At 72.2% G+C, this 25,574-nt stretch carries 21 protein-coding genes and 1 tRNA gene; 12 read left to right on the top strand and 10 right to left on the bottom strand.

The features are described 5' to 3' along the window. The first annotated feature begins 2 nt into the window (after positions 1-2). Entirely contained in the window at positions 3-1,430 is a 1,428-nt protein-coding gene (locus OOK31_RS34770; RefSeq protein ID WP_267091395.1) for a NarK family nitrate/nitrite MFS transporter, read from the top strand. A gap of 49 nt (positions 1,431-1,479) precedes the next feature. Then, a complete protein-coding gene (locus OOK31_RS34765; RefSeq protein WP_267091394.1) occupies positions 1,480-1,674 on the top strand; it encodes a hypothetical protein in 195 nt (64 codons plus the stop codon). A 13-nt stretch (positions 1,675-1,687) separates the two neighbouring features. On the opposite strand, the gene mscL is transcribed toward OOK31_RS34765, so the two are convergent. From mscL to OOK31_RS34735, 6 genes are all read right to left on the bottom strand, one after another. Continuing rightward, a complete protein-coding gene (gene mscL / locus OOK31_RS34760) occupies positions 1,688-2,206 on the bottom strand; it encodes a large conductance mechanosensitive channel protein MscL (protein WP_267091393.1) in 519 nt (172 codons plus the stop codon). A gap of 120 nt (positions 2,207-2,326) precedes the next feature. Continuing rightward, a complete protein-coding gene (locus OOK31_RS34755; RefSeq protein WP_267091392.1) occupies positions 2,327-2,851 on the bottom strand; it encodes a hypothetical protein in 525 nt (174 codons plus the stop codon). Positions 2,852-3,027: 176 nt separating this feature from the next. Continuing rightward, on the bottom strand, positions 3,028-3,861 hold the full coding sequence (locus OOK31_RS34750) for an S-methyl-5'-thioadenosine phosphorylase (protein WP_267091391.1): 834 nt from the start codon (positions 3,859-3,861) through the stop codon (positions 3,028-3,030). Between the two features lie 85 nt (positions 3,862-3,946). After that, positions 3,947-4,270, bottom strand: a complete 324-nt coding sequence (locus tag OOK31_RS34745) for an FmdB family zinc ribbon protein (protein WP_267091390.1) — start codon at positions 4,268-4,270, stop codon at positions 3,947-3,949. A 67-nt stretch (positions 4,271-4,337) separates the two neighbouring features. After that, complete coding sequence (locus OOK31_RS34740; protein WP_267091389.1) at positions 4,338-5,699, bottom strand: MFS transporter; 1,362 nt, start codon at positions 5,697-5,699, stop codon at positions 4,338-4,340. Between the two features lie 426 nt (positions 5,700-6,125). Continuing rightward, positions 6,126-7,586: a potassium/proton antiporter gene (locus OOK31_RS34735; protein WP_267091388.1), complete on the bottom strand. Its 1,461-nt coding sequence runs from the start codon at positions 7,584-7,586 to the stop codon at positions 6,126-6,128. Positions 7,587-7,870: 284 nt separating this feature from the next. Between OOK31_RS34735 and OOK31_RS34730 the strand changes: the two genes are divergently transcribed. After that, complete coding sequence (locus OOK31_RS34730; protein ID WP_267091387.1) at positions 7,871-10,768, top strand: penicillin acylase family protein; 2,898 nt, start codon at positions 7,871-7,873, stop codon at positions 10,766-10,768. Positions 10,769-10,777: 9 nt separating this feature from the next. On the opposite strand, the gene OOK31_RS34725 is transcribed toward OOK31_RS34730, so the two are convergent. Continuing rightward, complete coding sequence (locus OOK31_RS34725; protein WP_267091386.1) at positions 10,778-11,401, bottom strand: 5-formyltetrahydrofolate cyclo-ligase; 624 nt, start codon at positions 11,399-11,401, stop codon at positions 10,778-10,780. Between the two features lie 91 nt (positions 11,402-11,492). On the opposite strand from OOK31_RS34725, the gene galU reads away from it, so the two are divergent. The 9 genes from galU (at position 11,493) to OOK31_RS34680 (ending at position 20,973) form a co-directional block, all read left to right on the top strand. Beyond that, entirely contained in the window at positions 11,493-12,395 is a 903-nt protein-coding gene (galU, locus tag OOK31_RS34720; RefSeq protein ID WP_267091385.1) for a UTP--glucose-1-phosphate uridylyltransferase GalU, read from the top strand. Between the two features lie 4 nt (positions 12,396-12,399). Further along, positions 12,400-13,752, top strand: coding sequence for a gephyrin-like molybdotransferase Glp (glp, locus tag OOK31_RS34715; protein ID WP_267091384.1), 1,353 nt, complete (start codon positions 12,400-12,402; stop codon positions 13,750-13,752). Positions 13,753-13,831: 79 nt separating this feature from the next. After that, positions 13,832-14,311 carry a cyclic pyranopterin monophosphate synthase MoaC gene (gene moaC / locus OOK31_RS34710; protein WP_267091383.1) on the top strand — a complete coding sequence of 160 codons (480 nt, stop codon included), beginning with the start codon at positions 13,832-13,834 and terminating at the stop codon, positions 14,309-14,311. Between the two features lie 92 nt (positions 14,312-14,403). Further along, a complete protein-coding gene (locus tag OOK31_RS34705; protein WP_323188294.1) occupies positions 14,404-14,895 on the top strand; it encodes a MogA/MoaB family molybdenum cofactor biosynthesis protein in 492 nt (163 codons plus the stop codon). Positions 14,896-14,912: 17 nt separating this feature from the next. Continuing rightward, positions 14,913-15,554 (top strand): GNAT family N-acetyltransferase, encoded by a 642-nt coding sequence (locus OOK31_RS34700; protein WP_267091381.1) that lies wholly within the window; start codon positions 14,913-14,915, stop codon positions 15,552-15,554. Between the two features lie 154 nt (positions 15,555-15,708). Then, positions 15,709-16,731: a hypothetical protein gene (locus OOK31_RS34695; protein ID WP_267091380.1), complete on the top strand. Its 1,023-nt coding sequence runs from the start codon at positions 15,709-15,711 to the stop codon at positions 16,729-16,731. A 74-nt stretch (positions 16,732-16,805) separates the two neighbouring features. Next, positions 16,806-16,879 (top strand) — tRNA-Ala (locus OOK31_RS34690). Positions 16,880-17,269: 390 nt separating this feature from the next. Then, the gene (locus tag OOK31_RS34685; RefSeq protein WP_267091379.1) at positions 17,270-18,742 is read left to right on the top strand and encodes a M48 family metalloprotease; all 1,473 of its coding nucleotides are present in this window, start codon (positions 17,270-17,272) and stop codon (positions 18,740-18,742) included. A 77-nt stretch (positions 18,743-18,819) separates the two neighbouring features. Beyond that, a complete protein-coding gene (locus OOK31_RS34680) occupies positions 18,820-20,973 on the top strand; it encodes a proline-rich domain-containing protein (RefSeq protein ID WP_267091378.1) in 2,154 nt (717 codons plus the stop codon). A 78-nt stretch (positions 20,974-21,051) separates the two neighbouring features. Here the strand turns inward: OOK31_RS34680 and OOK31_RS34675 are convergent, their stop codons facing one another. Genes OOK31_RS34675 through OOK31_RS34665 form a run of 3 tightly spaced genes read right to left on the bottom strand, consistent with a single transcriptional unit; the run spans position 21,052 to position 25,481 of the window. After that, entirely contained in the window at positions 21,052-21,426 is a 375-nt protein-coding gene (locus OOK31_RS34675; protein ID WP_267091377.1) for a hypothetical protein, read from the bottom strand. A gap of 29 nt (positions 21,427-21,455) precedes the next feature. Next, positions 21,456-22,676 carry an ADP-ribosyltransferase gene (locus OOK31_RS34670; protein WP_267091376.1) on the bottom strand — a complete coding sequence of 407 codons (1,221 nt, stop codon included), beginning with the start codon at positions 22,674-22,676 and terminating at the stop codon, positions 21,456-21,458. Positions 22,677-22,700: 24 nt separating this feature from the next. Then, the gene (locus OOK31_RS34665; RefSeq protein WP_267091375.1) at positions 22,701-25,481 is read right to left on the bottom strand and encodes an ATP-binding protein; all 2,781 of its coding nucleotides are present in this window, start codon (positions 25,479-25,481) and stop codon (positions 22,701-22,703) included. Between the last annotated feature and the right edge of the window lie 93 nt (positions 25,482-25,574).

Raw genomic sequence — 25,574 nt, 5'->3', positions numbered from 1 at the left:
CCATGTCGATACCCACGTCCACCCCGTCCGCGGTGCGCTCGCACCGGGCGGAGACCTACAAGCCGGGCGCCACCATCGGGGACTGGCGGCCCGAGGACGACGGCTTCTGGCAGATCACCGGCCACCGGGTCGCGCAGCGCAACCTGTGGGTGTCCATCCCCGCGCTGATGCTCGGCTTCGTGGTCTGGCAGGTCTGGTCGGTCACCGTGGTCAAGCTGAACGACGTCGGCTTCGGCTTCTCCAAGTCGCAGCTGTTCTGGCTGACCGCGATCCCCGGCATCACCGGCGGCACCTTCCGGATCCTGTACACCTTCATCGGGCCGATCTTCGGCGAGCGGAAGTTCACCGCCTTCAGCACGATCATCCTGGTCGCCCCCATGCTGTGGCTGGGCTTCGCCCTCCAGGACACCGGCACCCCGTACTGGGAGCTGGCGCTGATCGCCGCCGTCTGCGGGATCGGCGGCGCGAACTTCGCCTCCTCCATGGCCAACATCGGCTTCTTCTTCCCCAAGCGGGAGAAGGGCAGCGCCAACGGCCTCAACGGCGGCCTCGGCAACCTCGGCGTGAGCGTGGTCCAGCTCGTCGCGCCGCTGGTGGTCACCGCCGCCGTACTGGGCGCCCCGGCGGGCGGCCCGCAGCACGACGCGAAGGAGGACACGGACATCTGGCTCCAGAACGGAGCCTTCCTCTGGGTGCCGCTCCTGGTGATCATGGCGCTGCTGGCCTGGTTCCTGATGAACGACCTCAAGGTGGCCTCGGCCCCCTTCAGCCAGCAGAAGATCATCTTCAAGCGCAAGCACAACTGGCTGATGACCTGGCTCTACGTCGGCACCTTCGGGTCCTTCATCGGCTTCGCCGCCGGCCTGCCCCTGCTGATCAAGAACAACTTCGAGGCGCAGGGCTACCAGGCGACCACCTACGCCTGGATCGGGCCGTTCGTCGGCGCGCTCATGCGCTGGGCCGGCGGCTGGCTCTCCGACCGGATGGGCGGCGCCAGGGTGACCATGCTGTCCTTCGTCGGGATGGCGGCGGCCCTGGTGGTCGTGATCTTCGCGCTCCCGTCCGGCGGGGACCAGGGCAGCTTCTGGGCCTTCTTCACCGGCTTCCTGGTGGCCTTCGCCTTCTCCGGGCTGGGCAACGGCTCGACCTTCCGGCAGATCCCGGTGATCTTCCGGGACCAGCACATGCGCGAGGCGCAGGGCCAGGGCCCCGAGGCGCAGGCGGCCGCCCTGAAGCAGTCGGAGATGGAGGCGGGCGCCGTCACCGGCTTCTCCTCCGCCATCGCCGCCTACGGCTTCTTCTTCATCCCCGCGATGTTCGCGGCCATGGCGGTCACCAACGCCCTGTGGCTGTTCATCGGCTTCTACGCCACCTGCCTCGCGGTGTGCTGGTGGTTCTACGCCCGCAAGGGCGCGGAAGCCCCCAGCTGACCAGGACCGGGGCCGGGGCCAGGACCGGGGGCCGCCGTACCCTTGAGGCATGAGCGACGCCCCCGCCCCCGACCCGCAGCAGCCCCCGAAGCCGAGGCCCAAGCCCCGGCTGGTCTTCGACGACCCGCTGGACCAGCAGTCCGCGGACGACACCGACCGCGGCTGGGGCGAGCGGCCGCCCGCCGGCGGAAGCACGGCCGACCTGGCCCGCTTCCTCGACGAGAAGCCCCCGCACCACATCTGAGCCGCCGGGGCGGTCAGAAGGCGTCGCGCGCCCCCGGTGCCCGGCTGCCGTCGGGTGCCCGGTTGCCGTCGATCGGGCCGCGCTGCGCGACCAGGCTGTCCCGGATCTCCTTGAGGACCTCCAGCTCGGTGATCTCCATGGTCTCCTGGACGCCTTCCTTCGCCTTGCGGCGCTGCTCCTGCTTGGCCAGGTACTTGGCCATCGGCAGGACCATCAGGAAGTAGACGACCGCGGCGGTGATCAGGAAGGTCAGCGTGGCGTTGAGCACGGAGCCCCAGAGGATCTCCACGCCCGTCGGCTGACCGTTCGCGCCGACGGTGCAGGGGGCCTTGATGCAGGACTTGTAGGCGTCCAGGTTCTGGGTGCCGATGGCGCCGATCACCGGGCTGATGATGCCCTTCACGACGGAGTTCACGATGTTCGTGAACGCGGCGCCGATGACGACGGCGACCGCGAGGTCGACCACGTTGCCACGCATCAGGAAGGCCTTGAAGCCCGCCAGGACGCTCTCCTTCTTCTTCTCGCTCACCACTGAGCCTTTCTTCGCATCTACGGAACACGGAGCCAACCGTTCCGAAAGCTACGGCAGTCCAGGCCCGGCGTGTCCAATCGACGCCCACCCCAAGGTGACTTGCCCGGCCGTCCGTACGAATCAGCACAGCGTCACCGCCAGTCGCGCGACGGCCCCGGCCCCCACGAGGGCCCTGGCCGTGTCCCGCGGGACGGACAGCACCACCAGCGCGCCGGAATCCGCAACGCCCTTCTCCAGGGGCGGCACTTCGGCGACCCGGGCCCCCGCCGCCACCACCCGGGGCGGCCCCGCGCGCTCCGCCGCGACCACGTCCACCCGGTCCCCGGGCCGCAGCAGCCGCACCGTCGCCGCGTCCGCGATGCGCACCGGGGCCGACACCGTACGCACCACCGGGGGCGGCGGCTCCGGCGCGGGCGGCGGCGCCGCACCCCGCGAGGCCTGAGCCTGCGCCCCGCCCACCGCGAGGGCCGCGGCGGCCACGGCCAGCGCGGCCGACGTCACGCGCCGCCGGCGCCGTACGGCACGCCGCAGCCGGCCCGCGCCCCGGCCCACGCGCAGCGGCGGGAAGAGGGGGACGGGCCGCGCCGGGGGACACGGGGAAGGGGCGGAAGGAGAGGGAGTGAGCGCGGGAGGGGTCCTGGACATGGTGGGCACCGCCGAACTGGTCGCGGATCGGGATCGGGATCCGTGTCCGGACCCGACGCCCGGACACCCCTCACGATCCGCCGTCCCGCCCGATCGCGTCGGAGCCTGTGGACGATCCCCAGCTTGTGGAAAACCCCGTCACCCTCACGTGCCGGGTGCCCTGCCCACGGCAACGCCTACGGCAGCTCGATGCCGAGGTCCCAGCCGTCGTGGGCGTGGGTGCACAGGCAGGCGCGGGACTCCGTCGGCGGGAGCGCCGCCACCGCGTCGAAGAGCACCTCGCGCAGCCGGCCGACGTTCTCGCCGAACACCTTCAGGACCTCCGTGTGGGAGACCCCCTCACCCGTCTCGGCGCCCGCGTCCAGGTCGGTGACCAGGGCCATCGAGGTGTAGCAGAGCCCCAGCTCGCGCGCGAGGACCGCCTCCGGGTGCCCGGTCATGCCGACCACCGACCAGCCCGCCGCCGCGTGCCAGCGGGACTCGGCGCGGGTCGAGAAGCGGGGCCCCTCGATGACGACCATGGTGCCGCCGTCCACGGGCTCCCAGTCCCGCCCCCGGGCCGCCGCGAGCGCGACCGAGCGGCCGACGGGGCAGTACGGGTCGGCGAAGGTGGTGTGCACGACGTTGGGGACGGTGCCGTCCGGCAGCGGCTCCCCGTCGAAGTAGGTCTGCGCCCGGGACTTCGTGCGGTCGACCAGCTGGTCCGGGACCAGCAGCGTGCCCGGTCCGTACTCCGCCCGCAGGCCGCCGACCGCGCACGGGCCCAGCACCTGGCGGACGCCGACGGAGCGCAGCGCCCACAGGTTGGCCCGGTAGTTGATCTTGTGGGGCGGGACGGTGTGGCTGCGCCCGTGCCGCGGCAGGAAGGCCACCTGGCGCCCGGCCAGCTCGCCGACGTAGAGGGAGTCGCTCGGGGGCCCGTACGGGGTCTCGACCTGGATCTCGGAGACGTCCTCCAGGAAGGAGTAGAAGCCCGAGCCGCCGATGACACCGATCTCTGCGTTCACCATGCCGCCACCCTAACCGGGCACGCGCAAGGCCCCGCCGCCCGGGAGGGCGTACGGGGCCTTGCGGAAGACGAACGGGTCCGCGGGGTCAGGCAGCCGAGGTGGAGCTGCTGCCCGTGCTGGACGACGTCGAGGAGGACGAAGCGGCAGGAGCGGCGGTCGACGTCGTGGAAGACGACGAAGACGACGACGAGGTCGACGACGGCTTCGAGGCCGGCGTGCTGCTCGACGAGGAGCCACGGCTGTCGTTCCGGTAGAAACCGGAACCCTTGAAGACGATGCCGACCGCGGAGAACACCTTCTTCAGGCGTCCGTCGCAGCTCGGGCACACGGTCAGTGCGTCATCGGTGAACTTCTGCACGGCCTCAAGGCCCTCACCGCACTCGGTGCACTGGTACTGGTAGGTCGGCACGAATTTCCTCCTGGCACTCTGACTCAATGAGTGCTAACGACGCTCCATGGTGACGTATTCCGGCGGATCAGTCCACCGTCACCGGCGTGCGGTGACCGATCCCACGCTCGTTCACCCGGTTCGGGGCGCTCTTGACAGCGCTGGAGACCGGGGCCGAGACCGGGGCCGAAGCCGGGGCCGAGGAGTTCACGATCCGGCTCGGGGCCTTCGGCGCGAGCTTCGCCCGCAGCGCCAGCAGCGTGGCCAGCGCGAGCGCGGTCGCCACGAGCGGCACGAGGAAGCCGTACGAGGATCCGTGCGCGTCCGTCAGGCGGCCGGCCAGGGTCACGGCGACGGCCTGCCCGAAGGCGACCGCTCCGGTCAGCCAGGTGAAGGCCTCGGTGCGCGAGGCGGCCGGGATCAGCTGCTCGACCATCGTGTAGCCGGTGATCAGCGCGGGGGCGATGCACAGGCCGACGACCAGGCCGAGCGCGCCCAGCAGGATCACCGAGTTCGCGGCCCACAGGACCGAGGCGGCGGCGGTCAGGCCGACGTAGCCCATCAGCAGGCGGCGGCGCGGGCCGATCTTCCAGGCGACGGCGCCCATGGTGATGCCGGCGATCATGTTGCCGGCGGCGAAGATGCCGTAGAGCAGGCCGTTGGCGCCCGGGTTGCCGATCTCGGAGGAGAAGGCGGCGAGCGAGATCTGCATGCCGCCGAAGACGGCGCCGATCCCGAGGAAGGCCACGATCAGGACGCGCAGGCCCGGGAAGGACAGGGCGGAGGCGTGCTTCTCGCCGTCGGCCGGGCGGGCGGCCGGCTGGGGCTCGGTGGCGCGCTGGGCGGCGAAGAACAGGCCGCCGAGCAGGGTCAGGGCCGCTTCGGTGGCCAGACCGGCCGCCGGGTGGATGCCGGTGCACAGCGCGGTGGCGAGCACCGGGCCGACGACGAAGGTGAACTCGTCGGTGACGGACTCGAACGCGGCGGCCGTCGGCAGCAGCGGGGAGCCCTCCAGCTTCGCGGCCCAGCGGGACCGGACCATGGGTCCGACCTGCGGGACGGAGGCGCCGGCCGGGACGGCGGCCAGCGCGAGCGCCCACAGCGGGGCGCCGAGGAGGGCCAGCGCGGTCAGGGCGGAGACCGCGGTGGCGTGCACGAGGACGACCGGTACGAGGACGGCGCTCTGGCCGCGGCGGTCGGTGAACTTGCCCATGACCGGCGCGAACAGGGCCATGGAGACGCCGGTGACGGCGGAGACGATGCCCGCGTCGCCGTAGGAGCCGGTGGCGTGCTGGACGAGCAGCAGGATGCTGATGGTCAGCATGCCGAAGGGCAGACGGGCGGCGAAGCCGGGGAGGACGAAGCCGAGGGCTCCGGGAGTGCGCAGCAGCTGTCCGTAGCCGGGGCGGGTGGTCGTGGCGGACTTGTCGGTCGTGACCGCGGATGTCACGGCCTGGCCTTTCCGCTGCCTGGTAGAGCGTCCCCGTCTGCGGACGATGGGCCGCCTTGTGAGCGACCGCACCCGTACATGTGGGAGCCCCGAGAGCTGTCCTCTTGCGCAGAACCGAGTGATACCTGGGCGCCCACTGCGGGAGGGAGCCACGGCCGCTTTGCGGTCGCGCCAGCTCTGCGTCAGGCAGAGTTGGTTCGATCTGGTGTGCCTTCATCGTACAGGGAGATTCACTACCACGCCCTGTGATTACGCTGACAACTCGTGTCTTCACCTGCGATTAACTGGAACTTCGCATTCCTGCGCCCAGGAAATGGGGGCATTCCCTGCCACACGCCACTGAAATCGGCCGAATTGGAACGCTGCTCTAACGGAAAACGTTCATCCGGGCGCCACCGCGCACCGCCCCCGGACCCCCTCCGCCACCTAGAGTGACGATCCGCCACCCGTCCCCAGCCACCCCGCGAGCTTGCCGCCCCGGGCCACCGCGCGCAGCCGCGCCTCGGCCGCGTCCCGCACCGGGTCCGTGGCCACCACCAGCAGCTCGTCCCCGTGCCGCAGCACCGTCGACGGCGCCGGTACGAAGCTCTTCGCGTCCCGGACCACCAGCGTCACCGACGCCCCCGCGGGCAGCCGCAGCTCGCTCACCTCCACGCCGTGCATCCGCGAGGCGGGCGGTATCGCGAAGGACAGCAGGTGCCCGCGCAGCTTCTCCAGCGGCGCCGACTCGATCCCGAGGTCCGCGGCGGCCTCGTCGGTGTCGCCGAGCTCCAGCTTGCGCGCCAGCCACGGCAGCGTCGGCCCCTGCACCAGCGTGTACACGACGACCAGCACGAAGACGATGTTGAAGACCCGGTCGCTGCCCTCGATCCCGGTCACCATCGGGATGGTCGCCAAGATGATGGGCACCGCGCCGCGCAGCCCGGCCCACGACATCAGGGCCTGCTCCTGCCACGGGATCCGGAAGGGCAGCAGGCTGACGAAGACCTCCAGCGGCCGCGCCACCATGGTCAGCACCAGGCCGATGATCACGGCGGGCCAGAAGTCGTGCACCAGCTCGTGCGGGGTCACCAGCAGGCCCAGCAGCACGAACATGCCGATCTGCGCGATCCAGCCGAGCCCGTCCGCGAACCCCCGCGTCGCCGGCCAGTGCGGAAGCTTCGCGTTGCCCAGCACCATCGCCGCCAGGTACACGGCGAGGAAGCCCGAACCGTGCGCCATCGCGCCGGCCGCGTACGCCGCCACGGCGATCGCCATCACCGCGATCGGGTACAGGCCCGAGGCGGGCAGTGCCACGTGCCTCAGTCCGTACGCCCCCAGGAAGCCCACCGCCAGGCCGATCGCGGCGCCGATGGACAGCTCCAGCGCGATCTTGCCGAGCAGCACGTACCACTCGTCCACCGGTCCGACCGTCGCGAAGGCCACGACCAGGATGACCACCGGGGCGTCGTTGAAGCCCGACTCGGCCTCCAGTACGCCCGTCACCCGCGAGGGGAGCGGGACCTTGCGCAGGACGGAGAAGACGGCCGCCGCGTCGGTCGAGGAGACGACCGCGCCGATCAGCAGCGCCTGGCGCCACTCCAGGCCGACGAGGTAGTGGGCGCCCGCCGCCGTCACGCCCACACTGACCGCGACGCCGACCAGCGACAGCACGATCGCGGCCGGCAGCGCCGGCTTGATCTCTTTCCACTTGGTGCCCAGACCGCCCTCGGCAAGGATCACGACGAGCGCGGCGTAGCCGATGACCTGGGTCAGCTCGGCGTTGTCGAAGACGACGTTGCCTATGCCGTCCTGGCCTATCGCTATGCCTATGCCGAGATAGATGAGCAGGCTGGGGAGGCCGCTGCGTGAAGAGATGCGCACCGCCGCGACGGCGACGAGCAGCACGAGCGAGCAGACCAGCAGGAGCTCATTGAGCGTGTGGACAGTCAGCGGGCGGCCCTTTCCTCGGAGCGCCGCGGTGGATCGTTCCTCGCGGGGCGCGGTGGGTCGGCAAGTACTTCGTTACCTTACCTAATATTTGACGATTTCTTGACGCGCTCCTCACATTGTGAAACGCCCGCAGCCCCCTGTCCTCGGCAGCTGTACCCCTGGCGGATCAACGAGCGCGGTCCTGCGCCTATGGTTGCTCCCAGCACTGCCAGGACCACCCTGCCCCTCTAAGGACAGCGATGCCCGCCAAAGAATCCGGACCTTCCGTCAAGAAGAAGGGACGACGCGCACGCCTGCTCGTGCTCGTCATGGTCCTGGCGCTCTTGGCGGGCCTCGGCTACGGCGCGTACTGGAGCGCGGACACCGTGCGCTCCTCCTTCCCCCAGGCCACCGGCTCCCTCAAGGTCCCCGGCCTGACCGGGACCGTCGACGTCAAGCGCGACGAGCGCGGGATTCCGCAGCTCTACGCCGACAACGACGAGGACCTCTTCCGCGCGCAGGGCTTCGTCCACGCGCAGGACCGGTTCTGGGAGATGGACGTACGCCGCCACATGACCTCCGGCCGCCTGTCGGAGATGTTCGGCTCCGGCCAGGTGGAGACCGACGCCTTCCTGCGCACGCTGGGCTGGCGGCAGGTCGCGCAGGCCGAGTTCGACACCAAGCTCTCACCCGAGACGAAGAAGTACCTCCAGGCCTACGCCGACGGGGTCAACGCGTACCTGAAGGGGAAGTCCGGCAAGGACCTCTCCGTCGAGCACGCCGCGCTCAAGCTGTCCGACGGCTACGCCCCGGAGAAGTGGACGCCGGTGGACTCGGTGGCCTGGCTCAAGGCCATGGCCTGGGACCTGCGCGGAAACATGCAGGACGAGATCGACCGCTCCCTGATGGCGAGCAGCCTCTCGCAGCAGCAGATCGACGAGCTGTACCCGCCGTACCCCTTCGACCGGAACAAGCCGATCGTCGAGGGCGGCACCGTCGCGGGCGGCAAGTACGCCCCCCAGGGCACCCCGGGCACCGGCTCCACGGGTACCGGTACGGGCTCCACCGGTACGGGCACGGGCTCGACGGGAACGGGCACCGGCACCGGCTCGACCGGCACCGGCTCCACGGGAACGGGCACGGGCACCGGCACCGGTAACGGCGCCACCGGCACCGGCACCGGCCTCGCCGGAAACGCCACCGCCCAGGGCGCGGGCGTCGGCCTGCGCACGCAGCTCAGCGCCCTCGCCAAGACCCTGGACGAGATCCCGGCGATCCTCGGCCCCAACGGCAGCGGCATCGGCTCGAACTCCTGGGTCGTCTCCGGCAAGTACACGACGACCGGCAAGCCGCTCCTCGCGAACGACCCGCACCTCTCCCCGCAGCTGCCCTCGGTCTGGTACCAGATGGGCCTGCACTGCCGCGCGGTCTCGGCCCAGTGCCAGTACGACGTCGCCGGTTTCACCTTCTCCGGCATGCCCGGCGTGGTCATCGGCCACAACGCCGACATCGCCTGGGGCATGACGAACCTCGGCGCCGACGTCACCGACCTGTACCTGGAGCAGATCAAGCCCGACGGCTACGTCTACGACAACAAGACGCTCCCCTTCACCACGCGTGAGGAGGAGATCAAGGTCGCCGGCGGCAAGAGCAAGAAGATCACCGTCCGCAGCACCAACAACGGACCGCTGATCTCCGACCGCAGCGACGAGCTGGGCACGGTCGGCACCCGCGCCCCCGTCCCCAGCTCCGCCCCCGACCGCGGCAACGGCTACGCCGTCGCCCTGCGCTGGACCGCCCTGGACCCCGGCAAGTCGATGGACGCGGTGTTCAAGATCGACAAGGCCAAGGACTTCAACAGCTTCCGGGCCGCGGCCGCGGACTTCGAGGTCCCGTCACAGAATCTGATCTACGCCGACAACAAGGGTCAGTACGGCAACATCGGCTACCAGGCCCCGGGCCGCATCCCGATGCGCACCCAGGGCGACGGCCGCATGCCCGCCCCCGGCTGGGACCCGAAGTACGCCTGGAAGGGCGGCAAGGACGGCAACGCGGGCTACATCCCGCAGAACGAGATGCCCTGGGAGCTCAACCCGGCCCGCGGCTACGTCGTCACCGCCAACCAGGCCGTCGCCGAGACCGGCACCGGCGCGGGCAAGTACCCGTACGTCCTGACGACCGACTGGGGCTACGGCGCCCGCAGCCAGCGGATCAACGACCTCATCGAGGCGAAGATCAAGGACAGCGGCAAGATCTCCACCGACGACATGCGCACCATGCAGATGGACAACAGCAGCGAGATCGCCGCGCTGCTGACCCCGATGCTGGCCAAGATCCAGGTCACCGACCCGGACGTGCGCTCGGCGCAGAAGCTCCTCGACGGCTGGAACTACACGCAGGAGTCCGACTCGGCGGCCGCCGCGTACTTCAACGCGGTCTGGCGCAACATCCTCAAGCTGTCCTTCGGCGACAAGATGCCCAAGGAACTGCGGATCGAGGGCGACTGCGTCAACGTCAAGGAGGCCACCGGCCCCAACGACGACCTGGCCGAGGTGGTCCGCGAATGCGGCACCCGCGGCCCGGACTCGGCGCAGCCCGACGGCGGTGACCGCTGGTTCGAGGTGGTCCGCCGGCTGGTCAAGGACGAGAAGTCGGCGTGGTGGAAGTCCCCCGCCCGCAAGCTCGGCGAGAAGGAGACCACCACCCGCGACGAGCTGTTCGCGCGGGCCATGGAGGACGCCCGCTGGGAGCTGACCGCCAAGCTCGGCAAGGACCAGTCGACCTGGAGCTGGGGCCGCCTGCACCAGCTCAGCCTGAAGAACCAGACCATCGGCACCGAGGGCCCCGGCTTCATGCAGTGGCTCCTCAACCGCGGCCCGTGGAACCTGGGCGGCGGCGAGGCCACCGTCAACGCCACCGGCTGGAACGCCTCCAGCGGGTACGGGGTCACCTGGGTCCCGTCGATGCGGATGGTCGTGAACCTCAACGACCTGGACAAGTCCCGCTGGATCAACCTGACCGGCGCCTCGGGCCACGCGTACCACTCCAACTACACGGACCAGACAACCCTGTGGGCCAAGGGCGAGCTGCTGGAGTGGGCCTTCGGCAAGGAGGCCGTCGACAAGGCGACGGTCGAGACCCTGACGCTGAAGCCCTAGCGGCGGGGCTCAGAAACGGACCACCCCCGACGGGGTGGCCACCGCCTGGACGGGGTGGTCGTGCGGTTCCTCCGGGACCCGCGCGACCACCTCTTCGTCGTAGAGGAGCACCACCAGCGCCGGATGCGCCCCGGCGCGCTCCAGCCGGGCCAGCACCCGGTCGTACGAGCCCCCGCCGCGGCCCAGCCGCATCCCGCGCCGGTCCACCGCCAGCCCGGGCAGCAGCACGGCGTCGGCCGCGGTCACGGCGTCGGGGCCGAGCGGGGCGCCGGCGGGCTCCAGCAGCCGCATCTTCCCCGGGTGCGCGGCCTCCCGCAGACTGCCCGGACCTTCATACGCCGCCCAGTCGAGGTCGTTGTCGGGCAGCAGCAGGGGCAGCAGCACCCGCTTCCCGGCCGCCCGCAGCGCGTCGAGCAGCGCGTGGGTGCCCGGCTCGCCGCCGACGGAGACGTACGCCGCCACCGTGCGCGCGCCGGCCAGCTCGGGCAGGGCGAGGGCGGAGCGGGCGAGGGCGTCGGCCGCCGCGCCGCGGGACTCGGGGGACAGGGCGCGGCGGGCGGCGAGGAGTTCACGCCGCAAGGCCGCCTTTTCGGGAGGAACCGGAGGATTACCGGATGAATTCTCCACGACCATCGAGTCACATACCCTTTCCTATTGGTGCATACCTGGACCTATTCACCGGAACCTGGACGGGGGTTCGGCAAGGTCCACTATCGTGCTGTCCATGACTCAGTCGCACCCAGTGATCAAGAAAGCCGTCATCCCGGCCGCGGGCCTCGGCACTCGGTTCCTCCCGGCGACCAAGGCAACCCCCAAGGAAATGCTCCCGGTCGTGGACAAACCGGCCATTCAGTACGTGGTCGAGGAAGCCGTCTCGGCCGGACTGGACGACGTCCTCATGATCACAGGACGTAACAAGCGGCCCCTGGAAGACCACTTCGACCGGAACTACGAACTGGAGTCGGCCCTCATCGCCAAGGGCGACGACGACCGGCTGAAGAAGGTCCAGGAGTCCAGCGACCTCGCCACCATGCACTACGTCCGCCAGGGCGACCCGCGCGGCCTCGGCCACGCCGTGCTCTGCGCCGAACCGCACGTCGGCACCGAGCCCTTCGCCGTCCTCCTCGGCGACGACCTCATCGACCCCCGCGACCCCCTCCTGCGGCGGATGGTCGACATCCACGCGCGCACCGGCGGAACCGTCATCGCGCTCATGGAGGTCGACCCGTCCAGCGTGCACCTCTACGGCTGCGCCGCCGTCGAGCCGACCGAGGACCCGGACGTCGTCCGGGTCACCGGGCTCGTCGAGAAGCCGGACGCCTCCGAGGCGCCCAGCAACTTCGCGGTTATTGGACGCTACGTCCTCAACCCGGCGATCTTCGGCATACTGCGGGAGACCGAGCCGGGCCGCGGCGGGGAGATCCAGCTCACCGACGCCCTGCAGAAGCTGGCCGCCGACGAGAGCGTGGGCGGCCCGGTGCACGGCGTGGTCTTCCGGGGCCGCCGCTACGACACCGGGGACCGCGGGGACTACCTGCGGGCCATCGTCCGACTCGCGTGCGAACGTGAGGACCTGGGCCCGGAGTTCCGCACCTGGCTTCACCGTTACGTCACGGAGGAGATGTAGCACCTTGAGCAGTTCCGCCCCGCAGCATCCTCAGCCGGCAGGCGGCCACCACCGCCTGTGGTCGGTGGACGAGCACCTCGCGGACGTCCTCGCCACCGTCCGGCCGCTGGAGCCCATCGAGCTCCAGCTGCTCGACGCCCAGGGCTGCGTCCTGGTCGAGGACGTCACCGTGCCCGTCGCCCTCCCGCCCTTCGACAACAGCTCCATGGACGGGTACGCGGTCCGCACGGCCGACGTCCAGGGTGCGAGCGAGGAGTTCCCCGCGGTGCTCGCCGTCATCGGCGACGTCGCCGCGGGCAGCGGCGAACTGCCCACCGTCGGCCCCGGCCAGGCCGCCCGCATCATGACCGGCGCCCCCCTGCCGCCCGGCGCGGAGGCCGTCGTACCGGTCGAGTGGACCGACGGCGGCACCGGCGCGGGCGCCGCCTCCGGGATGACCCCCGCCAGCGCCGCACCCGAGGGCGCGGCCGGCGAGGTACGGGTCCACCGGCCCGCCGAGGCCCGGGCGCACGTCCGCTCGCGCGGCAGCGACGTCCAGGCCGGCGACCTGGCCCTGGCCGCCGGTACGGTGCTCGGCCCGCCGCAGATCGCGCTGCTCGCCGCCATCGGCCGCGGCACCGTCCGGGTCCGCCCGCGCCCCCGCGTCGTCGTCCTGTCCACCGGCAGCGAGCTGGTCCAGCCCGGCGAACCGCTGACCGAGGGGACGATCTACGACTCCAACAGCTTCGCCCTGGCCGCCGCCGCCCGCGACGCCGGAGCCATCGCCTACCGCGTCGGCGCCGTCGAGGACGACGCCGACAGCCTGCGCGCCGCCATCGAGGACCAGCTCATCCGCGCCGACCTGCTGGTCACCACCGGCGGCGTCAGCGTCGGCGCGTACGACGTGGTCAAGGAGGCCCTCACCGCCGCCGCCTCCGGCGACGGCGACGCGGAGGGCGGCGGCGTCGACTTCCGCAAGCTCGCCATGCAGCCCGGCAAGCCGCAGGGCTTCGGCACCATCGGCCCCGACCACACCCCCCTGCTGGCCCTGCCCGGCAACCCGGTGTCCTCCTACGTCTCCTTCGAGCTGTTCGTGCGCCCCGCGATCCGCGCGCTCATGGGCCTGCCGCACTCCGAGGTCACCCGCCCGTCCCTGCGCGCCGTGCTCAAGGCCGACAAGGCGCTCGGCTCCCCGGCCGGCCGCCGCCAGTTCCTGCGCGGGAAGTACGACGCCGGGAGCGGCACGGTCAGCCCGGTCGGCGGATCGGGCTCGCACCTGATCGCCGCGCTGGCGCACGCCGACTCCCTGATGGTCGTACCGGAGGACGTCACCTCGGTGGAGCCGGGGACCGAGCTGGAAGTGATCCTGCTCGGCTGAGTACCCGCCGGTGGCGGTAGCGTGTTGCTCCTAAGGCCCCAGGGCTCCAGGGGCCCGGAGCGGGAGCGGCACGACAGACATGAGTACGCAGAACAGGCTGACCCACATCGACGAGGCCGGCGCGGCCCGGATGGTCGACGTCTCCGAGAAGGACGTCACCACCCGCACGGCCCGCGCCAGCGGGCGCGTACTCGTCTCCCCCCGGGTGATCGAGCTGCTGCGCGGCGAGGGCGTGCCGAAGGGCGACGCCCTCGCCACCGCGCGGATCGCCGGGATCATGGGGGCCAAGAAGACCCCCGACCTGATCCCGCTGTGCCACCCGCTCGCCGTGTCCGGGGTGAAGGTGGAGCTGTCGGTCGCCGACGACTGCGTCGAGATCCTCGCCACCGTGAAGACCACCGACCGCACGGGCGTCGAGATGGAGGCCCTGACGGCCGTCGCCGTCGCCGGGCTCACCGTGATCGACATGGTCAAGGCCGTCGACAAGGGCGCGGTCATCACCGACGTCCGGGTGGAGGAGAAGACCGGCGGAAAGTCCGGCGACTGGAGCCGTTCGTGACCCCGCGCGGCGGCGAGGCCCACAGCCACAGCCACCGCGAGGGCCCGGCGGCCCCCGAGGCGCCCCGGCCCGCAGCCCCGGCCCCGCGCGGCCTGGTCGTCACCGCCTCGAACCGCGCCTCGCAGGGCGTGTACGCCGACAAGGGCGGCCCCCTGCTGGCCGAGGCGCTCCAGAAGCTCGGCTTCACCGTGGACGGCCCGCGCGTGGTCCCGGACGGCGACCCCGTCGAGCAGGCCCTGCGCGAGGGCGTCGCCGCCGGGTACGACGTCATCCTGACCACCGGCGGCACCGGCATCTCCCCGACCGACCGGACCCCGGACGCCACCTCCCGCGTCCTGGACTACGAGATCCCCGGCATCCCGCAGGCCATCCGCGCCGAGGGCCTGGCGAAGGTGCCCACCGCGGCCCTGTCGCGGGGCCTGGCCGGCGTGGCCGGACGCACCCTGATCGTGAACCTGCCCGGCTCCACGGGCGGGGTCCGCGACGGCCTCGCCGTGCTGGCCCGGATCCTGCCGCACGCCGTCGACCAGATCCGCGGCGGCGACCACCCCAGACCGGACGCGGCGCCCGGGAGCCCGAGCTGAACGGCCCCTCCTGGCCGGTGGTGCTGGCGGACGGCGATGTCACGCTCCGGCCGATAAAACTGCGGGACCAGCGGGCCTGGCGCGAGGTCAACCGGCGCAACCGCGACTGGCTGCGGCCGTGGGAGGCCACCATCCCGCCGCCCGCGCCCTGGGGGCCGGTGATCCACCGGCCGACGTACCGGCAGATGGTCCGCCATCTGCGGGCCGAGGCGAACGCGGGCCGGATGCTGCCCTTCGTCATCGAGTACCAGGGGCGCCTGGTCGGCCAGCTGACGGTCGCCGGGATCACCTGGGGATCGATGTGCGCCGCCCATGTGGGCTACTGGGTGGACCGGGACGTGGCGGGCCGCGGGGTGATGCCGACCGCGGTCGCGCTCGCCGTGGACCACTGCTTCGCGAAGGTCGGGCTGCACCGGATCGAGGTGTGCATCCGCCCGGAGAACCTGCCCAGCCGCCGGGTGGTGGAGAAGCTCGGGTTCCGCGAGGAGGGGCTGCGTCCGCGCTACCTCCACATCGACGGCGCCTGGCGGGACCACCTGGTCTTCGCGCTCACGGCGGAGGAGGTCCCGGAGGGACTGCTGCGCCGCTGGTACCGGCGGCGCGGGCAGACGGGCCCGCCGCAGGCTCCGCCGTCGCCGAAGAGCCCGGAATCCCCATAATCGTAAATCCGTTCGAATTAATCCGTGGATTCACCCATCACCTGATCCCCTGATCCGAAGAATCACAAAAAAAGTCCGTGATATCAGCCGGATCGTGCGACACACCGGCCCAATTGGCTGATCCTCCCGGCCGCGTCCCTCTACGGTGTGGGGTGTGAGCAGCAGCGGCCTCATCTACGCAGTCATTGTCGGGGCCTGGGCCGCCTACTTGGTGCCCATGTGGCTCCGGAGGCAGGACGAGCTGAACGAAGCGCGTCCGACGGAACGCTTCTCCACCGCCATCCGGCTGCTTTCGGGCCGGGCGGGAATGGAGCGCCGTTACGCCAAGGGGCTCCGTGAGCGCGGTGAGGAACAGGCGGAGTCCCAGCCCCCCGCGGACCCGGACGCGACGACGGAAACGGTGAATTCCGTGGACGCCGACGCCCGGGCCCTCGGCGTGTCTCCGACCAGGGCCGAGCCGCGGGCCGCCGAGGCCGAACGGGTCCGGCGCCAGCAGCGGCTCCAGGTGCTCGCCCGCCGCCGCCGCACCACCGCGCTGCTCTTCCTCGCCTTCAGCGGCGGCGCGATCGTCGCCGCCGTCGGCGGACTCCAGTACCTGTGGGCGCCGGCCGTACCGGCCCTGCTGCTGAGCACGTACATCGTGCACCTGCGGGTCCAGGAGCGGCGCCGCTACGAGTTCACGATGGACCGGCGCCGCGCCGAGGCCGCCGCCCGCAGCCTGCGCGAGAACCGCACCCGCCGCCGGACGTCCGAGGACGCCCCCGCCGCGGGCGCCGAACCGGACCCCGCGCCACCGGTCTCCCCCCAGGAAGCCGGGCGGCGCGCGCTCGTCGAGCAGACCGACCACGCCGAGTGGGTGGACCAGCAGCGCGAACGTGAGCGCGGACCCGCGCGCGGCGACAGCTGGGAGCCCGTCCCCGTCCCGCTGCCGACCTATGTGACGGCCCCCGTCGCCCCGCGCGCCACCGGGCCCGCGGCACCCGACGGCTGGAGCGCGACCCGCTCCAGCACCGCCGAGCCGACCGAGCCCCGCCTGCGCGCCCAGCCGTCGCCGCCGCCCGCGAAGCCCGACCCCAAGCCGCAGACCACCCCCCGCCCCCGGGGCCAGGGCCGGGGCCGCACTCCGCTCTTCGACCAGTACGAGGGCGAGGACCGCCCGCGCGCCGCGAACGAGTGACGCGGGAGGGGTGACCTGCGCGGAACCCGTTTTGGAGCACCGGCGCGGGGATGCTAATGTTTCACACGTCGCAAGGGCCTGTGGCGCAGTCTGGTAGCGCACCTCGTTCGCATCGAGGGGGTCTGGGGTTCAAATCCCCACAGGTCCACAAACGACAGTTCGCGAGTAGCTCTCGGGAACGTCATGAAATCCCGTCCGGTCGAAAGACCGGGCGGGATTTCGGCGTTTCCGGGGTGAAGGGCGTCCGGTGCGCCGGGCGCGGTGGAGCGGTCGGCGGGTGTATGTGGATTGGCCCCGAATAGACGCTATTTGATGGACCGTGAGATTTTTGAGACGACCATCCCTCAAGTGGACAGGGGCCGTTGCGGTGCATCACTATGGGTCGCTCTGCACAGGTCCGAGTGACTGCAGATGCCGGGGGCGGGCACGGGGGCTCGAATCGCTTCTCTTCCAAACTTTCGCATGTGCGGTGCTCTTGAGGCCCTGACACACATGGCCCGTCGCGCACCACCGCGACGCGGACCTGAAGGGAAGCCCGGTGAGTCACCCGACCGATCCGTACGGCGCGCAGCCGCAGCAGCCGCCGCAGAAGCCGCCGCAGACCGCCCCGGATCAGCAAGGCCACGGACAGCAGCCCGGGACGCCTCCGCCGCAGCCGCCGGCGTACGGCGGGCAGCCGGTACCCCCGCAGCAGCCCCCGGCGTACGGCCAGCCCCCGGCCTACGGGCAGCACCCCGGCCAGCCGGGCGTGCCGCCGCAGCAGCCGGGCGTGCCGCAGCAACCGCCGGCCTACGGGCAGCCCCCGGCGTACGGCCAGCCGCCGGCGTACGGGCAGTACCCGGGCCAGCCGGGCGTGCCCCCGGGCCAGCCGGGCGTGCCGCCGCAGCAGCCGCCCGCCTACCCGCCGCAGCAGGCCCCCGCCTACCCTCCGCAGCAGCCGCCCGGGTACCCCGCGCAGCAGCAGCCCGGGGCGTACCCGCCTGCGGCGCCCGGGTTCGCGCCGTCGCAGGCGCCGTACGGTGCGCCGCCCACCGCTCCCCACCAGCAGCCCGACATCCTCGCGCAGGGGCAGGTCGGGCCCGGTCCCGCCCCGGCTCCCGCCTTCCCGCCGCACGGGCAGGCGTACAGCCCGGAGCCGGTCCGGGTCGGACGGCGGGCCGACGCGACCGCCGTGACGACGCTGCTCCTGATGCTGCCGAACTTCCTCGGCAGCCTCCTCGTGATCCTCATGGTGTCGACGCTGCTGCCCAGCGGCCTCAACGCGGTCTTCGTCATCGCCTGGCTGGCGTCCGGAGCGCTCGTCTTCTACCCGCCGGCCGAGCGGATGCTCGCGAAGGTCCTGCTCAAGTGGCGTGAGCCGAACAACGCCGAGCGCGCCGCGATGGGCCCGCTGTGGGCGAGCGTCACCCAGCGCGCCGGGATCCAGAACCCGAAGTACGAACTGTGGGTGGAGGACAGCGAGGAGATCAACGCCGCCGCCGCCGCGGGCCACATGGTCGGGGTGACCCGATGGGCGCTCCGGCTGCCGCCCGAGCAGCTGGAGGCGATCCTCGCCCACGAGCTGGGCCACCACCTCGGCGGCCACGCCTGGGCGGGCCTGCTCGGCCAGTGGTACGCGCTGCCCGGCCGGTTCGTGGCGATGCTCGCGCGCTGGGTGCTCGTCATCGTCGCCGCCGTCTCCGAGGCCGTGCCGCTGCTCGGCTGCGTGGTCGGCCTGGTGTTCGTCTCCTTCGTCCTGGCCGTCGCGTTCACCTTCCCGCCGGTCCTGGTCGTGTTCGTGACGCCGTACCTGCTGGCCTGGGCGGGCCGCGCCGCGGAGCTGCGCGCCGACCGGATCGCGGCACAACTCGGGTACGGGCCCGCGCTGCACGCCGTGTTCACCGGATGGCAGGAGGAGGGCGCCGACGACGGCCTGCGCCAGCAGAAGGCCCTCAAGCGCGCCATGGCCACCCACCCGCCGCTGCACGTGCGCATCCGTGAGCTGGAGAAGTTCGCCGGCGCGATCGGCTGAGCGGCCCACCCCGCACCGTCCCCGCCCGCCCGCTCGCACGCACGTACGCGCACCGCACACCACCAGGAGTCACCCACATGTCCGTCCAACCGTCCGAGGCGAACCCGGAGGCCGCGCCCCTGGTCCGGCTGTTCGATCCGGGCCAGCGGCTGGGCTGGGTCTACCGTGACGCGGAGACCTGCCGCCGTTTCTTCGTCGAACAGCCGCCGGGCCAGGGACTCGTACCCGAGATGCTCCAGAACCGGGCGCGGGCCGAGACGCTGAACGCGGCCGACCGCAAGGGCATGGCGCTGAAGGTCGGCGGCGGGGCCGCCGCGTTCTTCGTGCTGATCGCCCTGCTCACGGGCAGCGTGGCGGGCTGGGCGCTCGCGCTGCTCGCCGCGGCGGGCGCGGCCGTCGTGCACAGCACGTCCGGCGGCTCGGCGACCAGCGCCGTGCAGCAGGTGCAGAAGGCGCAGTTCGACCTGGAGCAGCGCTACCAGCACGAGTCGTCGGCGTGGGCGCAGCGCAAGGCGTACTTCGAGTACACCGAGGACCAGCGCATCCGGGCCATGGACCTGTGGGGCACCCTGCCGATGGACCAGGGCACCCGCCGGCTCGACGTGTTCGGCGGCAGCCAGCGCAGCCGGGAGGGCTTCCTCACCGTCTTCGGCGCGTCCACGCTGCGCGAGCGTCCGCTGATCGTCCTGGACCTCACGCAGGCGCAGATCTGCCGGGAACTGTCCGTCCTCAGCGCGCAGATGGGCGCCCCCGTCGACGTACAGCTGCTGCCCAGCCAGCAGGAGCAGAGCAGCATCTTCGACGGCCTGGCGAAGCAGGAGCTGGTCGACGCGCTCGTCGAGGCGGTGTACGGCGACAGCGGGGAAGCCACGCGGGCCGCGCGCAGCATGGACACCCGCATCCTCGGCCGGCTGTGCGACGCCCTCGGGGAGCGCGTCACCCCGGCCAGGATCGCCGCGGGCCTGCGCGCCCTCCTGGGCGAGTCGACGGACGCCGACACCGGCCCGGACGGTCTGACGCGGGCCGAACGCAACCACATAGCCGACGACCTGCTCACCGACAAGAACAAGGACCAGACCCGCGAGAACCTGATGCGGCTGGAGGCGTTCATCCAGCCGCTCGCGACCCTCGGCACCGCACGGGCGGGCCGCGGCCCCGGCTACCTGACCTGCCTGAGCCTGGACCGTGCGACGGGCAGCGCGAGCACCGAACTGCTCGTCGACCTGGCCATCCTCAGCGTGTCGCGCCGCCTGTCCACGCTCCAGGAGGACGCTCCGGCCGTGGTCGTCGCGCTCGGCGAGCACGAGGTGCAGCGGCGGCACCTGGAGCGGCTCGCGAGCGTCTGCGAGTGGCGGGGCTCCCAGCTGACGATCATGCACGCCCACCTGCGGGAGACCGCGCGCGACATGATCGGCGGCGGCGCCGTCGCCTTCATGCGGCTCGGGAACCACCAGGAGGCGGGCATCGCGGCCGACTTCCTCGGCCGGGGGTACAGCTTCAAGCTGCACTCGCTGACCGACACCAAGGGCGAGAGCGTCAACACGTCGGTGGCGCACACCAAGGGGACGTCCACGTCGGTGGCCCACACGGAGGGCTTCTCCCGCTCGTGGGGGAAGAACTGGGGCACCAGCTCGTCGAGCACCTACTCCGACGGCGGGATCTTCCCCACCAGCTCGACCAGCGGCAGCAGCAGCGGCGGCAGTTACACGGAGACGGAGAACTCCAGCACCACCCGTACGCGCGGGACCAGCGAGTCCACGACGCACACCGAGGGCACGTCCGTCAGCACCAGCGACGGCACCACCACGCAGCGGGTGTACGAGTACGCGCTGGAGCCGACGCAGCTCCAGGGGCTGCAGGAGTTCAGCCTGGTCTTCGTGGAGCGCGCCCCGGACGGCTCCGTCCGGACGCACACGGCGATGTGCAACCCGAACATCGTCAAGCTGGAGCGGGTCGGCAGCGTCCCGCTGGACGACCAGCCGCCCGTCGAGGCGCAGCCGCAGCACACGGGCGTCCCCGCCCAGCCCGCGCCGACGCTCCCGCCGTACGTGCCCGGGCAGCCGGTCGCGCAGCCGCAGCAGCCGGCCGCGGGCCCGTACGCGGGCGCCGGGTACGGTGCGCCGGGCTTCCAGCCGGGCCAGAACCCGCCGCAGCCGGGCCACCAGAACTGGGGCTGGCCGACCGGCCAGACCCCGCCGCCGCCGTCCCAGGGCGGCTGGCCCCAGCAGTGACGGGGCGGCTGTGACGACACCGTGGGGCCGCCGTGCGAACGGCGGCCCCACGGGCGTGTCCGGCCCTGCTCAGCCTGTCTATCCCTGCTCGGCCTCCAGCGCGGCCAGGTCCGCGGCCTGCGCCTCCGCGTCCGCGGGGACGTGCCCGGCCTTCGGGTCGTCCGGCCGGCCGGTCCAGTGCCGCAGGGCCTCCAGCGCGGTGAGCCCCTGCGCCTTCGACTCCCGCAGCCGGTCGGTCCAGGCGAACGCCGCCGCGCGCGAGGCGGTGCCGGCGGCGGGCAGCGCGAGGAAGCCGGCGGCGGACTCGGTGGCCGACGCCCACAGGTGGCCCACGGTCACTCCGCCCCGGACCACCGGGGCGTAGACGACAGCGGTGTCCGTCCGGTAGGCGTAGTCGTCCGGCATGCTCACCGTGGTGAATTGCGGGTCCTCGGACATGGGGCCGCGTCGCATTCCGTCTCCTTCTCCGTGTGGCGCACTCATCAGCGAATGATCTCACCGTAGACGTGGTACCGGTCGTCGTCGTCCTCACCGAAGGTGGCGTCGGTGACGAGGTAGCTCAGGCCGCGGCCGAGGAGCAGTTCCCGTTCCGAGTCGTACTGGGACAGCCCCTCCATATAGATGGCCGGAGTGCCCTCCGGGACCTTCAGGTGGAGCACGACCTCCTTGTCGGGGGCGAAATCGGGATCGGAACCGAGAGCCGTGGACAGGTATCCCTGGTCGGTCTGGACACTGCCCTTGATCTTCTCGATCGGGCAGTTGAAGGAATTCAGCCCGGTCTCCCGCATGACGGTGAGGTCCTCGGGGACGGTCTGGAGCTCGAGCCCCTCGTCGATCCGCTGGATGCTGTCGTCGACCTCAGGGGAACCGGGCTCGTAGCCGCGCAAGTAGCCGTTGATCTCCTTGTAGTCGGGCGACCCCTCCTCGCCGGGTCCCTTCTCCCCGCTGTAGCCGTAGAGGGCGTCCCGCTGCTCGTCGGTCAGCAGGGCCTGTGCCTCGGCCCACTCCGTCCGGCCGTACTCGGCGCCCTCCTCGTTGCTGGAGAACTCCCGGACGGGGGAGGCGGCTTCGGTCTCGTCCGCGGCGTCGTCCGGCTCGGGTTCCTCCTCCTTCTCGAGTGCCTCGGGCTCGGGCTCGGGCTCGGGCTGGTCCGGGGTGTCCTCTTCCCCGGTGGGGAGTTCCGTCGTGTCGTCGAGGGGGTCGGGGTCGTCGGGGGTCTCGGAGTCGGGGTCCTCGTCGGGGCGTTCGGCGGGCTCGGGCTCGTCCGGGAACGCTTCGGTGTCCTCCGCCTCCGCGGCTTCCGCCTCGGCGGACTCGGGTTCCCGGGGCCGGTCCGGGGTGGGTTCGGCGAGGGCTTCGGGCTCGGCGGGGAGGTCGGAGTCGGGGTCCTCGTCCGGGAGTTCCGAGGCGGGCTCGACGGGTTCGGGTTCGTCGGGGAAGGCTTCGGTGTCGTCCGCTTCCAGGGCTTCGGGCTCGGCGGGCTCGGGTTCGTCGGGGAAGGCTTCGGTGTCGTCCGACTCCAGGGCTTCGGGCTCGGCGGGCTCGGGTTCCTCCGGGAAGGCCTCGGTGTCGTCTGACTCCAGGGCTTCCGGTTCGGTGGGTTCCGGTTGTTCGGGTTCGCCGATGGTGTCGGCTTCGGGGAAGTCCGGGGTGGGTGGAGGTTCCGGGAGGTCGGTGGTCTCCGGTGTGTACAGCTCGCTCATTCGGTGTTCCCCCGGTCTTCCGTGTTACGGCTTGCGGATGGTGCGTTCGAAGCAGGACAGGGCCTTCGTGAACCGCTTGCTCCAGTGCTCCGACGGATCCGCGCAGCCGACGATGCGCTCGACCGTGGAAGGCGTGCGGCGGCCGTGGTAGTACTGGCGCGCCTTCGTGCCGGGCAGTGCCGCCCACCGCGGCTCGCCGACCGGACAGGGGTCGCCGCCGTCGAGCTGCGCGGACATCATGCGGGCGACGTGCTCGGACAGGCCGGCCGGGTCCGCCACGACGGTGGGGCGGTCCGCGACCGCCCGGTCGACGGCCTGGGCGACGGCGCACTCCACCAGGTGCCGGTCGCCTTCCCATTGCGGTGCGAGGGAGGCCCGCATCGCGGGGCCGGGGAGCGGGGTGCGCCAGCCCAGCAGGTGGGCCGCGACGGCCATCTCGGCCCACAGGGTGATCCGTGACCCGTCGGCGTCCAGGAGCCGCCCCGCACCGCGCAGGCGCCGCAGGGTGCACGGCGCGTCCGCGCAGGTGGCCGGGCAGGCGTGGCTGCGTGGGCCGACCAGGGGCGCGGCGGAGGCCGTACGGACGGGGCCCGTGTTCTCCCGGGCCGTGCCGTCGGCCATGCGGACGAGCACCGGATGGTCCATCCCGTCGGTGAAGACGGCCGCCTCACCGGGGCTGAGGGTGACGAGGAACTCCGACTGCGCCTCGGTGATGTTCATGGTGGCGCCGACGGCCTCGCGGTCGTCCCGCGCCGGCAGCCGGTGCACGACCTTGGCGGCGGTGTTCTTGATGACGTCCGGGACGAGCTTGGCGGGGATCTGCTCGGCGATCACCAGCCCCTCCCCGTACGCGCGGATCTCGGCGAGCAGCCCGGCGAACATCTCGACGGCGTGCGCACTCGCCCCGCCCTCCTCGCTGCGCCGCAGCAGCCGGTGGGCTTCTTCGAAGACGCTGAGGTGGCGCAGGGGGAAGGAGAGCTTGCCGGTGTGCCGCTGTTCCAGGCGCAGGTACTCGACGAGGCGGATCAGGACCGTGCCCATCAGGAAGGCCTTGTCCTTGTCGTCCCCGACGTCCTCGATCTCGAAGACGACGTTCCGCTTGAGGAGTTCGCCGAAGTCGATCGGGTGCCCGCCCTCGAAGAACCGGCCCGTGGTGCCGAGACGGAGGCTGGAGATGCGGATCCTGATGAAGCCGCGGACGTTGTCGGTGATCTCCTTGCTGTAGCCGATGTCCGCGACGACCTGCTCCGCGGTCTCCTGGAGGTCCTCCAGCGTCGGATAGCGGGGGTTCGTGCCGGGGACGGCGGGCTCGTTCAGGGTGAGGTCCCAGCCCAGGTCCTCGTAGCAGCGCGTCAGGGCGGCGCTGAGGACCTGCGGGAAGGGTTCCTGCGGGTCGAAGGACGCCAGGAACAGCGCCCGCACCATGTCCAGATGGGTCTGCAGGGGGAAGCGCAGGCCGTCCCCGTACGTGGACGGCTCCAGCGGATTGAGACCGGCGGGCAGGGACTCCGGGTCGCCCGGGCGGATGACGACGACCTCCTCGTCGGGCAGCCGGGCCGCCATGAAGCGGTACTCCGCCTTCGCCGGCTCGACCACCAGCCACGGGAGCCCCGAACCCGTCGCCGCCTCCAGCAGGCCGCGTACCGTCTGGGACTTGCCGCCGCCGGTCGCCCCGCACACGAAGGTGTGCCGGTTGAGGCTGGAGCGCGACAGGTTCAGGTCCCCGACCGGCATCCGGTTGCGGTCCAGCACGGCGCCGAGCCGGACGGAGTCGGGGCCGGCGGCCGTCCCGTTCTCCGGGGTCACGTCGAACTCCGGGCGGACGGAGAACCGTACGCCCGGGATCTCCTGGGCCGGCGGCCGGAACAGCGCCGACAGCATCCCGGCACCCGCCACGAACGGATCCGCCGCGGCCCCCTGCTCCCCGGACCCGGCGGTCCCGCCGCCGAGCACCTCCTCCAGGGACCCGCAGCGCTCCGCCCGCGGCGCGAGCGCGTACGGCAGGCCCCGCAGGTCGGCCGACGCGCACAGCAGCGCCCCGACCCGCGCCGCCCGCTCCGGCGTGTCCGAACCGGCCAGCAGCCGCACCCGCCACAGCCCGCTCGACGGCGCCAGCGCCAGCTCCCGGTGCCGCCGCTCCAGACGGGCCGCCTCCAGCGCGTACTCCGGGGAACCCTCCGTCTTCGCCTGCACCCGGCGCCGCCGGTCGGACACCTCCCCGGCGAGCTCCTCGGCCTCCGCCGGCGGGATCGGCTCGGCGACCACCAGCCACGCGAACGCGTCCTGCCACACGCTCAGCAGGGCGTCCTCCAGCGAGGGCCGCAGCGCGGCGGCCTGCTCGCGCGCGTCCTCGTCCACCAGCAGGCCGTCGGTGATCGCCCCGACCGGGATCCAGTACGGCACGGCCGCCATGCCCTGCGCGGCCGCCCCGGCCGCCAGGCGCTGCGCCCGGGCGCCGGCGGGCAGGCTCAGGAGGGTCGCGGCGCCGGGCCCCGTACCGTCCTGCCCGCCGAACAGGGCGGCGCCGCCGACGAGGACCTCGACCGGGCGCTGGGCGCCGACGCGGCGCCAGCCGAGCAGGACGGCGCCGTGAGCCGCCTGGCCGGGCTGGTCCGACCGGCCCGACTGGCCCGCCTGGTACGCGGAGACGAGCGCGGCGAAGCGCTGGTCGCGCAACTCGTCGCCCTCCGGGCCCCGTTCGGTGTCGGGGCGCCGGCTCCGGGGCACCTCCGTCAGCAGACACGACTCGATCCCGTCGAGGATCCCCCACCCCGTCGCCACCATCGCCGCCGCTTCTCCGCTCACCGGTGCCCACCCCCGGCCGCCTCCGTGACGGCGGGCCGGAGCCGCTTACTCGATCACATGATGGCAAGACCCGTAAAGCGGTTCGTGGGCCGG

Source organism: Streptomyces sp. NBC_00249 (assembly GCF_026342355.1).
In the GTDB taxonomy this organism is placed as follows: domain Bacteria; phylum Actinomycetota; class Actinomycetes; order Streptomycetales; family Streptomycetaceae; genus Streptomyces.
The sequence above is the reverse complement of the archived record's forward strand: the minus strand, read 5'-3'. Positions and strand labels throughout refer to the sequence as shown.